The 17,576-nt window shown below is 68.3% G+C and carries 10 protein-coding genes; 6 read left to right on the top strand and 4 right to left on the bottom strand.

What is annotated here, in order from left to right:
* Nucleotides 1-65: 65 nt before the first annotated feature.
* Nucleotides 66-2,828, bottom strand: coding sequence for a TonB-dependent receptor (locus VF643_RS14090; protein WP_331044019.1), 2,763 nt, complete (start codon nucleotides 2,826-2,828; stop codon nucleotides 66-68).
* A 346-nt stretch (nucleotides 2,829-3,174) separates the two neighbouring features.
* On the opposite strand from VF643_RS14090, the gene VF643_RS14085 reads away from it, so the two are divergent.
* From VF643_RS14085 to nagE, 6 genes are all read left to right on the top strand, one after another.
* Entirely contained in the window at nucleotides 3,175-3,972 is a 798-nt protein-coding gene (locus VF643_RS14085; RefSeq protein WP_331044018.1) for a copper homeostasis protein CutC, read from the top strand.
* 69 nt (nucleotides 3,973-4,041) lie between these two features.
* Nucleotides 4,042-4,779, top strand: coding sequence for a GntR family transcriptional regulator (locus VF643_RS14080; protein ID WP_331044017.1), 738 nt, complete (start codon nucleotides 4,042-4,044; stop codon nucleotides 4,777-4,779).
* Between the two features lie 52 nt (nucleotides 4,780-4,831).
* Complete coding sequence (locus VF643_RS14075) at nucleotides 4,832-5,842, top strand: SIS domain-containing protein (RefSeq protein ID WP_331044016.1); 1,011 nt, start codon at nucleotides 4,832-4,834, stop codon at nucleotides 5,840-5,842.
* Nucleotides 5,839-6,975 (top strand): N-acetylglucosamine-6-phosphate deacetylase, encoded by a 1,137-nt coding sequence (gene nagA / locus VF643_RS14070; protein ID WP_331044015.1) that lies wholly within the window; start codon nucleotides 5,839-5,841, stop codon nucleotides 6,973-6,975. The genes VF643_RS14075 and nagA overlap by 4 nt, the downstream gene beginning before the upstream one ends.
* On the top strand, nucleotides 6,968-9,502 hold the full coding sequence (ptsP, locus tag VF643_RS14065; RefSeq protein WP_331044014.1) for a phosphoenolpyruvate--protein phosphotransferase: 2,535 nt from the start codon (nucleotides 6,968-6,970) through the stop codon (nucleotides 9,500-9,502). The genes nagA and ptsP overlap by 8 nt, the downstream gene beginning before the upstream one ends.
* Nucleotides 9,499-11,235 (top strand): N-acetylglucosamine-specific PTS transporter subunit IIBC, encoded by a 1,737-nt coding sequence (gene nagE, locus VF643_RS14060; protein ID WP_331044013.1) that lies wholly within the window; start codon nucleotides 9,499-9,501, stop codon nucleotides 11,233-11,235. The genes ptsP and nagE overlap by 4 nt, the downstream gene beginning before the upstream one ends.
* Here the strand turns inward: nagE and VF643_RS14055 are convergent.
* Genes VF643_RS14055 through lldD form a run of 3 tightly spaced genes read right to left on the bottom strand, consistent with a single transcriptional unit; the run spans nucleotide 11,230 to nucleotide 17,576 of the window.
* Nucleotides 11,230-13,950, bottom strand: a complete 2,721-nt coding sequence (locus VF643_RS14055) for a family 78 glycoside hydrolase catalytic domain (RefSeq protein ID WP_331044012.1) — start codon at nucleotides 13,948-13,950, stop codon at nucleotides 11,230-11,232. The two genes, nagE and VF643_RS14055, sit on opposite strands and share 6 nt — an antisense overlap.
* Nucleotides 13,951-16,428, bottom strand: a complete 2,478-nt coding sequence (locus VF643_RS14050) for a glycoside hydrolase family 95 protein (RefSeq protein WP_331044011.1) — start codon at nucleotides 16,426-16,428, stop codon at nucleotides 13,951-13,953.
* Nucleotides 16,425-17,576, bottom strand: a complete 1,152-nt coding sequence (gene lldD, locus VF643_RS14045) for an FMN-dependent L-lactate dehydrogenase LldD (protein WP_331044010.1) — start codon at nucleotides 17,574-17,576, stop codon at nucleotides 16,425-16,427. The genes VF643_RS14050 and lldD overlap by 4 nt, the downstream gene beginning before the upstream one ends.

The following is a 17,576-nucleotide window of genomic DNA, read 5'->3' as shown; positions in this document are numbered from 1 at the left end:
ACAGCCCTTTTACAAATCCAGTAGGCGGTCCGCGTGCCCTGCGCGGGCACGCGGACCTTTCGTCCTTACATCCGGAACGTGGCATTCAATGAGAAGACACGACCGTTCTTGTAGATCGAGGTTGGCGCGCTCTCGGTCGAACTATACTGATAATAGGTCTCGTCGAGCAGGTTCTGCGCTGCCGCACTGACCTGGATGTTTTCCGTGATCCCGTAGGAGATCGACGCATCCAGCTGACGATAGGCAGCGGTATAATCCTGGCTCTGCTGACGGCCGAAACGATAGAAATACTTCGACCGACGGTTGTAGCTCACGCGCGCCTGGAACGGCCCGTTTTCATAATACGGAACGATCGTGACGACGTTTCGCGAGAGATAAGGCAGGCCTGTCGACAACCCGGTTTCGGCATCGGTAAACGTGTAGCTGCCCTGGATGCCGAAGCCCCACAGCAGGTTTGCGTTCCCAGAAAGGGAGAAGCCGGTGACCGTCGCCTTGCCGCCGTTGACCGGCCGGGTGATCGCATAGTTCAGCGTTCTGCCGGTGACCGTGTTGGTGAAGGGCACACCCTGTCCGTCCGGGCCGTCATCCACCTCGTTGCCGATGTAGTTCGAGATATCGCGGTAGAAGAATTCGGCCGACAGGAAACTGCCGGGCGCGAAATACCATTCCGCCGTGGCACCGTAATTGGTGGCCGCATAGGGTTTCAGGTCGGGGTTGCCGCCGCTGCCCGACCGGGTCGCGTCGTCCAGCCCGATCGACCCGGCGAGATCGCCGTAACGTGCCCGGGCGATGACCTTTGCCGCCGATCCGCGCAGTACGACATCTTCACCGGCTTGGAAGATGAGGTTGGCTGCCGGGAGGAAGCGGTTGTCGCTATTGTCCACCGTGGTGAAAGCGAACACGCCGTTGCTGGAGAGATAGAAGTTCGATTCGTCACGGGTGTTTACGTAGCGACCGCCGATGTTGCCGCGGAACTTGCCGACTTCAAAATTGGCTTGCACATAGCCCGCAGCGATCTTTTCCTTGACAAGCCAATAGTCGCCCTTGGCAAAACCACGATCGATCGTGAAGTTGCCGTATTTGCCTAGCGCCGCGATGATCCCATCCTTATCCAGCGTTGCATAAGGCGTGCCGTTGCCGGATGTCCCGAGCCCGTTGTAGAGGTCGCCGTCCAGGACGTAAAAGTCGAGATCGGCGAGCGTGAAGTTCTGATTGGTGAACACCGCGTTGCTGAAGGTCGTATTGCTGTTGGTGTGGTCGACATAGCGACCGCCGAAAAGCAGGCTGGTGACCGGCCCCCATTCGACATCCCGCTTGAAATTGACTTCGCCGAACACTTCCTTGTCCAGCGTGAACCCGGACTGCGTAGGAATGCCGCCAATCTGTCGGCCGAAGAACTTCCTGCCGTCGGGCGCGGTGATGTCCTCGCCGCCCGCTGCGGTGAAGTTGCTCAACCATTTCGTCGCATCGCTGGCCGGCGAATTCCAGTTCACCGTCGTGTTGCGCCCGTTTGCACCCGCGGTGAAGCCCTGCGTCGTCCGGAAATCGAGCAGATATTCAGGATTCTTGCCGCCCGAAGCGCGGGTCGCACCCAAATTGCCGGTGATGTTCCAGCCACCCGGCTTCCAGTCGACCAGCAGCGAAACCGTGTCGTTCTTGATCCGCGTGCGGCGGAAGTTGGTGTCGAGCTGGCCCGTCGCGCCCGTGGTGCCGGCGGGCAGGCCGGTGAAGGTCGCCGAATCCACGATGCCGTCCTTGAAGGTCGCCGCGGTCATCCGCGACCCTTCGAAGCCATAAGTGTATTCGGAATTGGAGACGTTGTCGTAATTGCCGCGAATGAAAAGGCCGGTCGCAATCACCGACAGATTGTCCGTCGGCTTGGCCTGGATCGCGCCGCTGAAGCCGATACGTTGGCGCTCCTGCTTGAAAAACTCGCGCGCCAGGAACGAGGCGTAACGCGCGCTGCTGAAGGCGTCGATCGTCGCCTTATTCGGCAGCGCGCCGTTGATTGTCGGCCCGCTGGCCACCGTGCCGTTCGGCCCGGCGTAAACGATGTTACCGTTGGCATCCTTGGGGAAGTTTTCGAGCAGGGCGGCGCCCGTGCGATACCAATAGCTCGCCACGCCCGCCCGGCTCAGCTGCTCCTTGTCGTAATTGACCGCGCCCAAGAAGCCGACCGTGCCGTCGTCGCTCTGCCAGCTGTAGAGTGCCGACCCACGAAAGCTGCCGCGCTTGGCGCGATCGTTATATTCGCCGCCGGCGGTGGCGAACAGCGTGTTCGCCTTCAGATCGAGCGGCTTGCGCGTGACGACATCCACGGTGGCGCCGATCGCACCCTCCTGCAGACGCGCCTCGGGCGTCTTGTAGACGACCGCAGAACTGATGATCGTCGGCGACAACAGCGAATAGTTGAACGAACGGCTCGACCGATCCGACGGGTTGCCGCCCCAGTCCGCCGAGGCGGCCGAGTGGCCGTCGATGGTCAGGCGGTTCAGCGCAGGCTCGACACCCGCGATCGACAGCTGCTCGCCCTCGCCGAACTGGTGATCGACGGTGATGCCGGGAAGGCGCGCCAGCGACTCGGCGATGTTGCTGTCCGCCATCTTGCCGACGTCTTCGGCGCTGATGACATCGACGATCGAATCGGCCCGACGCTTGATCTCGATGGCATCCTGCAAACTCCTGCGGATGCCGGTCACCACGACGTCCTCGGACGCGGCGACGGTATCGTTGCCCGGTGCGGTCTGTGCCTGTGCGGCCGTGCCGATCAGCAGGGCGCTGGCCAGTCCGGTGGTCCAGAGCAGATTGTGCTTGAGCGAATACGCCATGATGAAGCCCCCTTCATGCGCCGAATCGACGCGTCCTCGTACCTCGACCGCTTGCCCGTCCGGCGAGACGCTCCGTAATTGGCTACCGATTGGTATTGCCCGGAAGCGTTTGGTCTTGACGATACGTAACCAATTCGTTTCCGTTGCGCTACGAAAAATTTCAGCTTCGTTGCAGTTCGATTTTGCGCCAAGGCAGGCGCCTATCGTCTTGTCTTTCCTGTGTTGTTGCTCCCTCGTCGCCGGCCGACCCCGTTCCGAACGTGAGACAAGCGCCATGATCCAAGCCGATTGACCCGGAACTTTGTTGCGCCGAAGTAAGACCAGAGGCCCGATTCGTCGATCGTCGATGGGCGGATCGTTGCGAATCCTTGCGAGATGTTCGATGCCAATTCTGGAAATATGCGTGGATACGCCTGCCGGTGTCGCCGCCGCGGTTGCCGGCGGCGCGGATCGAGTCGAGCTTTGCGCGGCCTTGTCGCTCGGGGGACTGACCCCTTCGGCCGGGCTGGTCGACATCGCAGTGAAGGCGGCGGTGCCGGTGGTCGCGATGATCCGGCCGCATGAGGGTGGCTTTCGTTATGACGAAGCCACGCTTTGCATCATGGTCAACGAGATCGTGCTTATGGCCGCGGCGGGAGTGGAAGGCGTCGTGTTCGGCGCGACCGATGGCGCCGGCGGCCTCGACCGCGCGGTGCTGGCGCGATTGATGCAGACCGTCCGCACCAGCGAAGCACGCCGCGGCATACCGCTCAGGACGACGCTCCACCGCGCGATCGACCTTTGTGCCGATCCGCTCGCGGCGCTCGATCACGCCATCGCGCTGGGGTTCGACCGGGTTCTCAGCGCAGGCGGCGCCACGAGCGCGCGCGCGGGCAGCGCCTGTCTCGCGGCGATGCGTCGGCGCGCCGCCGACCGATGCGAGATCGTCGCGGGCGCCGGCGTCGATGCGGCGAACGTCCGCGCTTTGATCGACGCCACCGGAGTCGGCGCCGTCCACGCGTCGTGCCGCGCCGATGCTGTCGCCCGGGATGCGGAGGACGATCGTGCGGTAACGCTCGGTTTTGGCGCGACGGCGAGGCAGACCAGCCTGGCAGACGTTCGGGCCTTGCGCCTGGCTCTGGATGCAAGTTTTCATGACCAATAGAATACCTATTGCGGTCAGCGGATCGGCACCGTATCGATCCGGCTATTGCTCGAAGGGGGGTTGAGCTTCATGCCGTTCGCCGGTCTGGTGGGGGACTTGCGGGATGACAATCCCGCGCCGCTCTATGTGCAGCTCCAGCAACTCATCCGCGATGCCATCAACGGCAGCGTGCTGAGCCAGGACGACGCGATTCCCGCCGAGCGCGATCTGGCCACCGAGTATAAGGTGTCGCGGATCACCGTGCGCAAGGCGCTGACCGGGCTGGTCGACGAAGGCCTGCTGACCCGGCGCCGCGGCGCGGGCACGTTCGTCTCGGCGCGCGTGGAGAAGAACTTTTCCAAGCTCTCGTCCTTTTCCGAAGACATGGCATCGCGCGGACGCACGCCGAGCAACAGCTGGATCAGCCGCACGGCCGGCACGGTGACGCCTGAGGAAGCGCTGTCGCTCGGCCTTTCGCCGGGCACGCCGGTGTATCGGTTCCAGCGCATCCGCTATGCCGATGCGGTGCCGATGGCGCTCGAATATTCGACCATCGCGGGATATTGCCTGCCGTCGGCCGCGGCGGTGGAGGAATCGCTCTATGCGGCGCTGGAGGCGGCGGGCAATCGCCCGGTGCGCGCGTTGCAGCGCCTGCGCGCGCTCGCCTTTCCCGCCGACCAGGCGCGCGCGCTGGGCGTGGAACCCGGCCATGCCGGGCTGTTCATCGAGCGCCGCGGCTTCCTGCGCGATGGGCGGACGGCCGAATTCACCCAATCCTATTATCGCGGCGACGCCTATGATCTCGTCGCCGAACTGAATGACATCTGAGGCCCATTTGACCGACAGCCACGCAGCGCCGCTTCGCGCGCAGGACACCTTGATGCACACCGAAGCGGGCGAAGCCGGCGCGGCGGTCGGCCGGTTCCTTGACGCCAATGCCACAGCGCTGGCGCGGCTCGGCGCCAGCCTGCGCGCGGCCCCGCCGGCGGTGGTGGTGACGGTCGCGCGCGGATCGTCGGACCATGCGGCGACTTACGGCAAGTATCTTTTCGAAACGCTGCTGGGCGTGCCCACCGCCACGGTCGCGCCATCGGTGTCGTCGGTCTATGCGGCGCCGGTCGCGGCGGGTGCCAAGCTGTGCGTCGCCATATCGCAATCCGGCCGCAGCCCGGACCTGCTTGCCGCGGTCGAGGCGCAGGCCGCCTCCGGTGCGTTCGTCGTGGCGCTGGTCAACGATGCGGCATCGCCGCTGGCGGGGTTGGCGGACGAGGTGCTGCCGTTAATGGCGGGGCCCGAACTGTCCGTCGCAGCGACGAAATCGTGCATCGCCTCGCTCGCTGGGCTGGCGGCACTCGCCGCCGCGTGGAGCGACGATGCCGATCTGCACGCGGGGCTGGCCGCGCTGCCGGAGCAGCTGCCGCGCGCCTTCGCGCTCGATTGGGGCGCGGCGCTGCCCCTGCTTATGGATGCGCGCAACCTGTTCGTGATCGGCCGCGGCTATGGCTATGGCATTGCGCAGGAAGCCGCGCTGAAGCTGAAGGAAACCTGCGCCCTCCATGCCGAGGCGTTCAGCGCTGCGGAGGTGAAGCACGGGCCGATGGCGATCGTCGGGGCCGGTTTTCCCGTGATCGGCTTTGCGACGTCCGACAAGGCCGGCGATGCCGTGCGAGAGATGGCGAAGGCTTTCGTCGCGCGCGGCGCCGGCCTGTGTCTTGCGGATGCCGCAGGCGACAATCCGCTCGCGCTGCTCCCGGCGATCCGCACGCATCCCGCGACCGAGCCGATCCTGATGCTCCAGAGCTTCTATCGCATGGCCGCCCGACTGTCGGTCGCGCGCGGCCTGAACCCCGATGCGCCGCCGCACCTGAACAAGGTGACGAACACGCTATGACCCGCTTCGCCATCGCCAACGGCCGGATCGTGACTTCGCAAGGGTTGCTGGAGGCCGCGACGCTGAGCGTGCGCGATGCCACCATCGCCGCGATCGGCGCGCCCGGCGACGGCGGCGACGCCCTCGATCTCGAGGGCGGATGGCTGATGCCCGGCTTCATCGACACGCAGGTCAACGGTGGCGGCGGCGTACTGTTCAACGACGACATCAGCGTGGGCGGGATCGCCGCGATCGGCGCGGCGCACGCCGCCTTCGGCACGACCGGTTTCCTGCCGACCCTCATCAGCGACGACATGGATCGTATCGCCGCGGCGCTCGACGCGGCCGATGCGGCCATTGCGGCCGGGGTGCCCGGCGTGCTCGGCGTCCATATCGAGGGGCCGTTCCTCAACGTCGCGCGGAAGGGCATCCACGATGCCGCCAAGCTGCGGCGGCTGGACGAGCAGGCGCTGGCTCTGCTGACCCGGCCACGGGCGGGCAAGGTGATGCTGACGCTGGCGCCCGAACTGTGCGATCCGGCGGATATCCGCCGGCTGGCGGACGCTGGCGTGATTGTCAGCGCCGGGCATAGCAACGCCGATCACGCGACGGTCGTACGCGCGCTGGCCGCGGGCCTGCGCGGCTTCACGCATCTGTTCAACGCGATGTCTCCGCTGCTTCACCGGGCGCCGGGCGTCGTTGGTGCCGCCTTGGACGATCCCGACAGCTGGTGCGGGTTGATCGTCGATGGCGTCCATGTCGATCCGGTCGCGCTGCGGATCGCGTTGCGCGCCAAGAACCCGGCCAAGTTCATGCTGGTGACCGATGCGATGCCCAACATCGGCACCACCGCCGATTCGTTCATGCTACAGGGCAAGTCGATCAACGTCGCGGGCGGCACCCTGCAGGACGACGATGGGACGCTCGCGGGAGCCGACCTCGACATGGCGGCCGCAGTGCGCAACGCGGTGCGGCTGATCGGCGTCGCGCCGGAGACCGCGTCGATGATGGCGGCGGGGGCACCAGCGGCGTTCCTGAGTCTGTCCGACCGGCACGGCACGCTGGCACCGGGGCAGCGCGCGGATTGGGTGTGGCTCGATGCCGATCTGCACCCGCGCGGCACCTGGATCGGCGGGCAGCGGGTCGATGGCTGATCCGGCGAGCCGCGTGATCCTGAGTGCGCCGCTAAAGGGGTGGGCGACCCGGCTCGACGACGTTCCCGATGCGGTGTTTGCAGAGCGGATGCTGGGCGACGGCATCGCCATCGACCCCCTGGGATCGGTTCTCCACGCGCCGTGCGACGGCATGGTGCTGACGCTCCACGCCGCCGGTCATGCGCTGACGCTGCGCACGCGCGAAGGCGCCGAGATCCTGATGCACATCGGCATGGATACGGTCGGGCTGGCGGGCCGGGGCTTCAGCCCGCTGGTGCGCGAAGGGGAGCAGGTGACCCGGGGCGCCCCGCTGATCGCGTTCGACATCGACGCTTTGGCCGCACGCGCGCCGAGCCTCGTTACGCCGATCATCGTCACCAATCCCGATCGCTTCAGCATCGTCGAACGCTGCGACGAATGCGCGGTCAACGTCGGCGACATGCTGATGATCCTGGCCGCTCGTGATGACGCGCCTGCGGGGTCCGCAAGCGCCTTCGCGGAACATAGCCGCAGCGTCACCGTGCCGCTGGCGCATGGCATCCACGCACGTCCGGCGGCGCGGATCGGCGGCGCCATCAAGCATCTGTCCGCCGACGTCGCGCTGGTGAGCGGCGAAAGGCGGGGCGACGCCCGCAGCGCTGTCGCCCTCCTGGCGCTGGGCATCGGCTACGGCGAAACCATCACGATCGAGGCCGGCGGCGTCGAGGGTGCAGAGGCCGTCGCGACGGTGGCCGCGCTGATCGAGAGCGGCATGGGTGAAGGCGTCAACGCTGCCATTCCGGCTGCCCGCCCCGGTACGCAAGCCCCCGGCTTCGCGATGCCGATCAAGATGCTTCCCGACGGCGCGTTGCGCGGGGTGACGGCGGCACCCGGACTCGCGATTGGCACGGCGTTCCGCTTGCGCATCGCGGAGGTCGTCGTCGCCGACGAAGCGGATGACGCGCTGATCGAGCAGCGCCGGATCGACGACGCGATCGCCACCGTATCCGCCCGCCTTTCCCGGCGAATGGAGCAGGCCGACTCAACGGCCTCGGGGATCATGGCGGCGCACCTGGCCTTTCTCGACGATCCCGCCCTGCGTGAGACAGCAATGCGTCACATCGCTGCCGGGGAAAGTGCGGGCCGCGGCTGGCAGTTGGCGATTGCGGCGCAGGTCGCGGTGCTGACCGGATCGGGCAACGCTCGCATGATGGAGCGCGTGGCCGATCTGCACGATGTAGAGGGCCAGGTGTTGCGCGCCTTGGCTGGCGTGGCCGAGACGGCAGTCGCTTTGCCGCCGGGGTGCATCCTGATCGCCGACGATCTCTTGCCGTCCCAGCTCGTCGGCATGGACACCGACGGCATAGCCGGCCTGTGCACCGCGCGCGGCGGGCCGACGTCGCATGTCGCGATCCTGGCGGCTGGGCTGGGCCTGCCCGCCCTGGTCGCCATGGGCGCCGCCATCGACACGATCCCGGACGGCACGCCGATGATCCTGCATGCCGATGCGGGGCATGTCATCGTCGATCCGGCCCCCGATCTGATCGCCTCCACCCGCAAGCAGATCACCGCCCGCGCCGCGGCCAAGGCGTCCGCTCATGCCGCGGCGGCGCAGGAGAGCCGCACCCGCGACGGCATCCGGATCGAGGCTTTTGCCAATCTCGGATCGCTGGCGGACGCGCAGCTCGCCGTCGCCAATGGCGCGGAAGGATGCGGACTGCTGCGCACCGAATTCCTCTTCCTGGAACGCGACGCCGCGCCCACGGCCGCCGAGCAGACCGCGGATTACCAGGCGATCGCGGAGGCGCTGGCGGGACGACCGCTGATCGTGCGGCTCCTCGACATCGGCGGCGACAAGCCCGCGCCCTATCTGGCGATGCCGGTCGAGGAAAACCCCGCGCTCGGCGTGCGCGGCATCCGTGTCGGCCTGGCCCATCCGGATGTGCTCGAAACCCAGCTTCGCGCCATCCTGGCGGTGCGCCCCATTGGCCAGTGCCGGATCATGGTGCCGATGGTGTCCGATCTGGGCGAATTGCGTGCGGTCCGCGCGGTGCTCGATCGGCTGCGCATCGAGATGGCGGTCGCCGAGCCGGTCGAACTCGGCATCATGGTGGAGACGCCTGCCGCGGCCTTGATCGCGGACCTGCTCGCCGCCGAAGCCGACTTCCTTTCGATCGGCACCAACGATCTGACGCAATATGCGCTGGCGATGGATCGCGGGAATCCCGCGGTCGCCGGCGGTGTCGATGGTCTGCACCCCGCCGTGCTGCGGCTGATCGCAGCGACATGTACCGCGGCCGCCGTCGCGCAGCGCTGGACCGGGGTGTGCGGCGGTCTCGCCTCCGATCCGCTCGCGGTGCCCATCCTGATCGGCCTGGGGGTGACGGAACTGTCGTCCACCCCGGCACTGGTGCCCGAGATCAAGGCGCTGATCCGGCGCCTGTCGGTCCCGGCATGTCGCGACCATGCGGCGCGCGCGCTGGCGGCCGGATCGGCGGCTGAGGTCCGTGCGCTCGCCGGCGATTTTCTGGAGCAGGTTCAGCCATGAGGTCGCCGCTCGAAATCCTCCAGCCGCTCGGCCGTGCGCTGATGCTGCCGATCGCCGTTCTGCCGATTGCGGGGCTGCTGCTGCGCCTCGGCCAGCCCGACATGCTCGACATCGCGTTCGTCGGCGCGGCGGGGGAGGCGATCTTCTCCAATCTGGGGCTGCTCTTCGCGATCGGCGTGGCGGCCGGGTTCGCGCGTGACGGCAATGGCGCCGCGGCGCTGGCAGGCGTCGTCTGCTTCCTGGTCGCAGGCAAGGGCGCAGGCGTCCTCATTGCCGTGCCGGCGGAGACGACCGCAGGACTGGCCGCTCCTCTGGCGGACCTGGCTACCGCAGCGTTTCGGAGCAAGGCGATCGCCAAGCTGGAGGTGCCGATCGGCATCGTCTCGGGAATCGTCGGCGGCCTGTTCTACAATCGCTATTCGGCGATGAAGCTGCCGGAATATCTCGCCTTCTTCGGCGGGCGGCGGTTCGTGCCGATCGTGGCGGGGCTGGCGGGTCTCGCCATCGCGGCGCTGGTGGGCTTCGGCTATGGCGCGATCAGCGGCGGCATCGACTCGCTCAGCCGGGGCATCGCCGGCGCCGGCGGCTTCGGGCTATTTGCGTTCGGCGTGCTGAACCGCCTGCTGCTCGTCACCGGGCTGCACCACGTTCTCAACAACATCGCCTGGTTCGTCGTCGGCGATTACAACGGCACGACGGGCGATCTGCGCCGCTTCTTCGCGGGAGATCCGCAGGCAGGCGCATTCATGAGCGGGTTCTTCCCGGTGATGATGTTCGGCCTGCCGGCCGCGTGCCTGGCGATGTACCGGACCGCTCTGCCCGAACGCCGCAAGGCGGTCGGCGGCCTGTTGCTCAGCCTGGCGCTGACCTCGTTCCTGACCGGCGTGACCGAGCCGATCGAGTTCAGCTTCATGTTCCTCGCGCCGGTCCTCTATGCGATCCATGCCGTGCTGACGGGCGTGTCGATGGCATTGATGGATGCGCTCGGCGTCCACCTGGGCTTCGGCTTTTCGGCGGGGCTGTTCGATTATGCCCTGAACTTCGGCAAATCGACCCGGCCATTGCTGCTGCTCCCGGTTGGCGCCGCCTATTTCGCGATCTATTATGGGCTGTTCCGGCTCGCCATCGTCAAGCTGGACCTGCCTACGCCGGGGCGCGAACCCCTGGAGGGCGCCGCCCCCGCGGCACCCGTCGCCAGTTCTCGCGGTGCCGGCTTCGTGACCGCCTTAGGCGGGGCGGCGAACCTGACCAGCGTCGATGCCTGCACCACCCGGCTCAGGCTGATCGTCGTGGACCAGGCCGCAATCGACGCGGGGGGGCTCAAGGCGCTCGGCGCGCGCGGGATCATCAAGCCTTCGCTGCATGCGGTGCAGGTGGTGCTCGGCCCCATCGCGGATCAGGTCGCGGTCGAAATCCGCGATGCACTTGCGTCGCCGGGCCGGACGGCAGCGCCTGTACCGAGTGCGACGACCCCCGCCAGCGAGATCGGAGTAGCCACGCACGCGCTGCCCGCCGCGCTGCGCCGGGCGCTGGGTGGAGACGACAACATCCACACCGCCGACGTTTATCGCGGCAGGCTGCGGCTGGTCGTGCGCGATCGGACGCTGGTGGCTACCGCGCTGGCAGGCCACGGGGTGCGCGACGGGTATGAGGTCGCACCGGGCGTGTTCCACCTGCTGACCTCGCCGGCCTTCGACGCAGCACTCCGCGACGCTCCCGTCACCGGATCATAGCGCCGCCGGCATCGCCACTTGTCCGATCAGATCGTAGGCGCCCGAACCTACGAGACGCGGCTGATCGCCCGCACCCGGCATGTGGATCGCGGCGGAGACCCCCGGCGGGATGATCGCGTGCAGGTGGAACACGCCCCGCGCGTCATGCGACCAGCGGGTGCGCACCGTACCGACGGCAGTGCGCAGCGTCGCGCTCGCGGCGGTGATGCCGGCCACCGGAACGGGCGCGATCCTGAGTGCAGCTTGTTCGCCGCGCGCGAAATCCAGGTCGATGCCGCCCAGCCCCCCGATCAGCCATCCCATGACATGGCCGAGCATGAAATGGTTCTGCGAAGACGCAGGATTGGCGTCCCACGCCTCGGTCAGCGCGGTGGCGCCGCGCGCGATCTGCGCGCCGTAACTGGCGCCATCGCGCTTGAACAGCATGCGCGCCAGCCGGTCGGGAGCCTGGGCGGCCAGCGCGCGGACGAGATAGTGGAAACCGATATCGCCCGCCGAAACATGGTCTTCGCGCGCGTCGATCGCGGCGATCAGCCGGGCGTGCACCGCCGTGCGGCGCGCGGGTGGCGCCAGGTCGAGCGCGAGCACCATCGCATTGGCGGTCTGACTGTCGCGGTCGTAAATGCCGGTGGCCGGATCGAAGAAGCGCCGGTCGATCGCCGCCTTCACTCGTTCCGCGCGCGCCGCAAACGCAGCGGCGTCGCCCGCATGGCCCAGAAGCGTGGCGATCCGCACGAGCGCGATCAGGTCGTCGTACCATACGGCCGTGCCGGTGAACGCGCGGCTGGTCAGCTGCGCCTCGCCCGGCGGCTTGGGGCCGAGATCGTACCAATCCCCCAATCCGACATCCAGTATCGAGCCCCTGGCCTCCTTCTCCAGAAACGCCATGTACCGCAGCATCGCCGGATAGGCGCGGAGCAGGATCGCCGGATCGCCCGAAAAGCGGTATGCGGCCCAGGGCGCCTGGACGATCGCCGACCCCCATTCGGGCGAGTGGCGAAACGGCGTGTCGCGCCCGGCACCGTCCACGAAGCGGATATATTCGGGCGCGATCGACGGCACCATGCCGTCGCTCCGTTGCGCGTCGATCATGTCGCCGGTCATCTTGGCATAAAGCGGCAGCGCATCGACGGTGCTCAGGATCGTGCGCGCGTTCAGCCACGTCTGCTCCAGCCAGCCGAGCTTTTCGCGGTGCGGGCAGTCGGTCAGCACGGTCGCGACGTTGCTGAGCACCGCGGCGCGGATCAGCCGGTGGATCGCGGTGATCGCGGGTGCGCTGCAGGTGAAGGCGCCGGTTTCCGGCAAGGCTGCGCGGACGAACTCGCCCGCGACATCGACCACGCCGCCGCCCTCGACCTCCAGATAGCGAAAACCGGTGTAGCTGAACCGCGGCGCCCAGGTCTGCGCCGCATCGCCTTGGCCGAGGATATAGGTGAAGCGGATCGCCGCATCGGGGCTGGCGCCCATGCTCTTCTGGGTGACGCGGCCACGTTCGTCGAGCAATTCGCCCGGCGTGATGCGGACGACGCTGCCGGGCGCGCCGCGGACCGTGATTATGGGACGTCCCGCGAAATTGCGGCCGAGATCGTGGACGGTCACGCCAGGCTCGACGTGCGTCCTCGCGATGGCGACGACGCGCTCCGCCACCGCCAGCCCCGGCGTGCCCTGCGGTGTCAGGACACCGCCGGGGCCACGTGTGAGCCGCACGGGTTCCCATCCCGGTCCGTCCGCGGCGCCCGCCAGGTTCCAGCCGGTCGGCTCGCGGCGGGCGTCGTGATCCTCGCCGCCGAATATGGAGGAAAACTGTACCGGACCCGGCCGCGCCTGCCACGCATCGTCGCTGACGATCCAGCGTTCGGTGCCGTCGACATGGACGATGCGCAGCTGGAGGATCAGCTTGGGTGCGCCGAACGATGCGATGAACTTGGAATAGCGGCCCGGTGCGCCGGCCACGTCGTATATGCCGCCGCCCAGGCGGATGCCGAGCATGTTGTCGCCCAGGCGCAGATGATCGCTCACGTCGATCGTTTCATAGAGGATCGTGCGGCGATAATCGGTCCAGCCGGGGTTGAGGATCGCCACCGACGGCTCCTTGCCGTTGATGCTCAGGACATGCGCACCCAGCCCCGACACGCAGACCACCGCATGCCGCACCGGCCGGTCGATGCGAAAGCGTCGGCGCAGCAGCGGCAGGACATAGCGCGACGTCGCCGGTCGGGTCGCTTCGTCCGCCGGCGCGGTCACCACCCCGTCGGATTCCGCCGCGATCCACTGCCCGCGCCAGTCCGGCGCCGCGCCGGTGACGAAACGCGCCTCCGCGCTCCACGGCGAGGGCCGGTCGTCCTGGTCCCAGATCATCACGCGCCAGCGCAGCGGGGTCTGCGGCGGCATCGCCACGTCGCGAGCCGGCACCAGCCAGGGCGCCGTACCCGCCACCCGCCCGCTGTCGAACACGATCGCGCCGCCCGGTGCGGTGAGGACCAGCCGCGCCCTACGCTGGCGCAGGTCGCGGCGGGCAGGATCCCGCGCCGTCAGCGTCCAGCCGAACCGCGGTCGCGCCGCATTCAGCCCGTCTGCGGAATCGCGGTGGTCGATACGCAGCTCGGACGCACCCAGAGCACCCGCGCCGCCATCCGGCGACCCTGCACGCGCGGTGCCGTGCAGCCCCAGCGCCGCCGCGCCGAGCAGGGCATCGCGCCGCGTGACCTCAGCCATCTAGCGATCCTCGCTGCCATCGAACACGAGGCGGTAGACTCGGCCCCGTCGCAGCGCGAACAGCGGCTGCGCCACCTCGATCGCCCCATCACCCGCGAAAGCCGCCGAGAGCCGCTGACCCGGCGGCGGCACTATCGCATAATCGACATCGCGTGAAGGCCGCAGCGTCACCTCGCGCGCCACGCCTTTCCGCCAGACGATATCGACGCTCACTCCGCCGCGCGCCCTCGCTCCGGTCAGCCGACCGTCCGGCCAGGCACCGGGCAACGCCGGGAGGATGCGGAGCCGCCCCTCGTGGCTTTGCAGCAGCATCTCGACGATCGCCGCGGTCGCGCCCAGGTTGCCGTCGATCTGGAACAGCGGCACCTCTCCCCCGCTCGGGTGGGTGTCGAACAGGTTGGGCGCGGTGGATTCGCGGAACAGCTTGGTCAGCAGCGACCGGGCGGCATCGCCCTCACCCAGGCGCGCTCGGAACATCGCGAGCCAGGCGGCGCTCCATCCCGTCTGCCCGCCGCCGCCAGCCAGCCGCGCGGCCAGCGTCTTGCGTGCCGCGTCCGCCAGCGCCGACGTGGTCGCAGGATCGATCTCATAGCCCGGGAACAGGCCGAACAGGTGCGATACGTGGCGGTGCCCGCGATCGGTCTCCTCGAACGGTTCGGGCCACTCCATGATACGGCCATCGGCGCCGATCCTCAGCCGTTGCAGCTGAGCGATCGCCCGGTCGCACCGCGCAGCAAGCGCCGCTTCGGTGCCCAGCAGCGCCGCCGCGGCCCGGCAGCGGCTGAGCACCGCGAAGGCCATCGACTGCGACATCGCCGGCCCCATCGTGATCTCGCCGCTGCCGCCGCCGCCGGGCAGGCGATAGCTATTCTCGGGCGATGTCGCCGGACCCGCCACCAGCATGCCGGTGCGTGGATGCGCGACCAGATAATCCAGGGTGAACAGCGCACACGTCTTCAACATCGGCAGACCACGCGCGCGCAGGAAGTCGATGTCGCCGGAAAAGAGGTAATGTTCCCAGAAGTGAAGGCTCAGCCACGCCAGCCCGTCCGGCCACATGCCCCATTGCAGCTGCCCGTCAGGCGCGGTGTGGCCCCAGGGATTGCTGGTGTAATGCGCCGCCGCGCCGCGGCAGCCATAGATGATCCGCGCGGTCCGCGCGCCCGGCGCGATCAGCCGTTCGGCATGCGCGAACAGCGGCTCGTGCAATGCGCCCAGACCACAGACTTCGGCCGGCCAATAGTTCATCTGCAGGTTGATGTTGATGTGGTAGTCCGCGCTCCAGGGCGGGCTGAACCCGTCGGCCCACAGCCCCTGCAGATTGGCGGGCAACGACCCCGGCCGAGAACTGGCGATCAGCAGATACCGCCCGAAATCGAAATAGGCACAGGCCAGCGCCCGCTCGTCGCCGCCGTCAGCCGTGGACAACAGCATCTCGGCAGACGTATCGGGCGAGCGCCGCACGCCGAGATCCAGCGACACCGCGTCGAACAGCGCGCGATGATCCTGCCGGTGCCGTGCAGTTATCGCCGCCGGGCCGCGCCCCCGCGCCCGCCTCATCGCCTCATCCGCCCGCCCTCCCGGATCGGCCTGCAACAGGTCGGTCGCGGCGCTCAGCAACAGCGTTGCGCTGCGCGCGCCGGTGACCTGCCAGCCGTCGTCCAGCAGCATCCGCACCCCACCTTGCGCGACGCAGCCGAGATCGGCGGCGAAGGCGGTGCCGCTGGGTACGGGCCGGCCGCGCATGGCGACATGATCGCGTGCCGCCGCCACGGTCGCGTCACGGCTGCGGCGCAGGCGCGCGGTGAACGAAAGGCCCTGCGGCGCGGTCGTGGTCAGGTGGATGGACAGAATCTGGTCGGGAAAGGACGCCAGGATCGTCCGCGTGTAGCGATGGCCCGCGATCGTATAATCGACCCGCGCCTCGCCCGCTCCCAGATCCAGTTCCCTTCGATACCGTCCAGCATCCCCGGGATGATCCAGGCTGAGCAGCAGATCGCCCAGCATCTGGTATGAGCCGAAGGTCTCGGTGTTCATCGGCACCATCATCCGCGCCTGGGCCAGCGCGTTGGCCTCCGCATAGCGGCCTGCGAACAGCAAGCGGCGCACCTCCGCCAGCGCGTCCCGCGCGGCGGGCGGGTCATCTGCGGCCGGACGCCCCGACCACAATTCGATGTGATTGAGCTGGATGCGCTCCTCGGCGATACCACCGAACACCATCGCCCCAATCCGGCCGTTGCCGACCGGGATCGCCTCCAGCCAGCTTCGTGCGGGCGCGTCGAAGGACAGGATATGCGTCGCGACTGCGAGCGGGTCGGCCGCCAGAGCGCGCGCGGGCAGGCCGCCGATGCCCCAGGCCCCCAGCCCCGCACCAACGCCCCCCAGCCCCAGCAGCATATCGCGCCGCGTCCAATCGTCGGCGATATTGCCGGGTTGGCGATCCGTGGCGCCACCGGGGCGGTCGCCTGACGCGATCATCCGACATCCTCCACGAGACAGGTGCGATCTATCGCGGCGATGGAGGTGCGGGCGGTGAGCGCCATCGCGACTCGCATCTCGGCGGCGATCAGGCTCAGCACATGCGCCACGCCGCGCTGCCCGCCACCGGCCAGGCCGTAGACCCAGGCACGCCCGAGCAGCACACCCTTCGCACCCAGCGCGAGCAGGCGCACGACGTCCAGTCCTGAACGCACGCCGCCGTCGGCCAGCACGGTCAGGCGATCACCGACGGCGGCCGCTATCGCTGGCAAGGCGCGTGCCGTGGACGGCACCCCGTCCAGCTGCCGGCCGCCGTGGTTCGATACCACGATGCCGTCCACCCCTATGCTCGCCGCCGTCCGGGCGTCGTCGGCGTCGAGCACCCCCTTCAGGATCAGCGGCCCGTCCCATTCGGCCCGGATCGTCTCCAGATCGCGCCAGGTGACGGTAGGATCGAAATTGTCGCGCATCCAGGCGAAGAAGTCTTCCAGCCCGGTGTTGCGCCCGAGCAGCGGGGCGATGTTGCCCAGCCCGTGCGGTCGTCCGTGGACGCCGACGTCCCAGGCCCAGCGCGGACGTGCCATCGCCTGCGCGGCCCGACGCAGGCCGCCGACAAGCCCGGGCGCACCGGCGAGTCCCGACCGATAATCGCGATAGCGCGATCCGGGAACGGGCATATCGACCGTGAACACCAACGCCGAACACCCCGCCGCCCGCGCGCCTGCCAACAATTCGCGCATGAAGCCGCGGTCGCGGATCATGTAGAGCTGAAACCAGAAGGGTGCCCGCATGGCCGCCGCGACTTCACCGAGCGGGCAGGCCGACACGGTCGAGAGGCAGAAGGGAACGCCCGCGGCCTCGGCCGCGCGCGCCGCCTGCACTTCGCCGCGCCGCGCGTTCATCCCCGCCAGACCGATCGGCGCAAGCGCGACCGGCAGCGCCTGGCGATGGCCAAACAATTCGGTGGACAGATCGATCGCAGAGACGTCGGCGAGCACGCGCTGGCGCAGTGCGATCGTCTCCAGATCGGCGACGTTGCGGCGCAAGGTCGTCTCGGCATAGCTGCCGCCGTCGATATACTCGAAAAGGAACCGCGGCAGGCGACGGCGGGCCAGATCGCGGTAGTCGGCGATGGAGGCGGCGGGCAT

The sequence above is a fragment of the Sphingomonas sp. genome, assembly GCF_036387595.1.
In the GTDB taxonomy this organism is placed as follows: Bacteria; Pseudomonadota; Alphaproteobacteria; order Sphingomonadales; family Sphingomonadaceae; genus Sphingomonas.
This window is presented reverse-complemented; position numbering and strand designations above follow the sequence as displayed.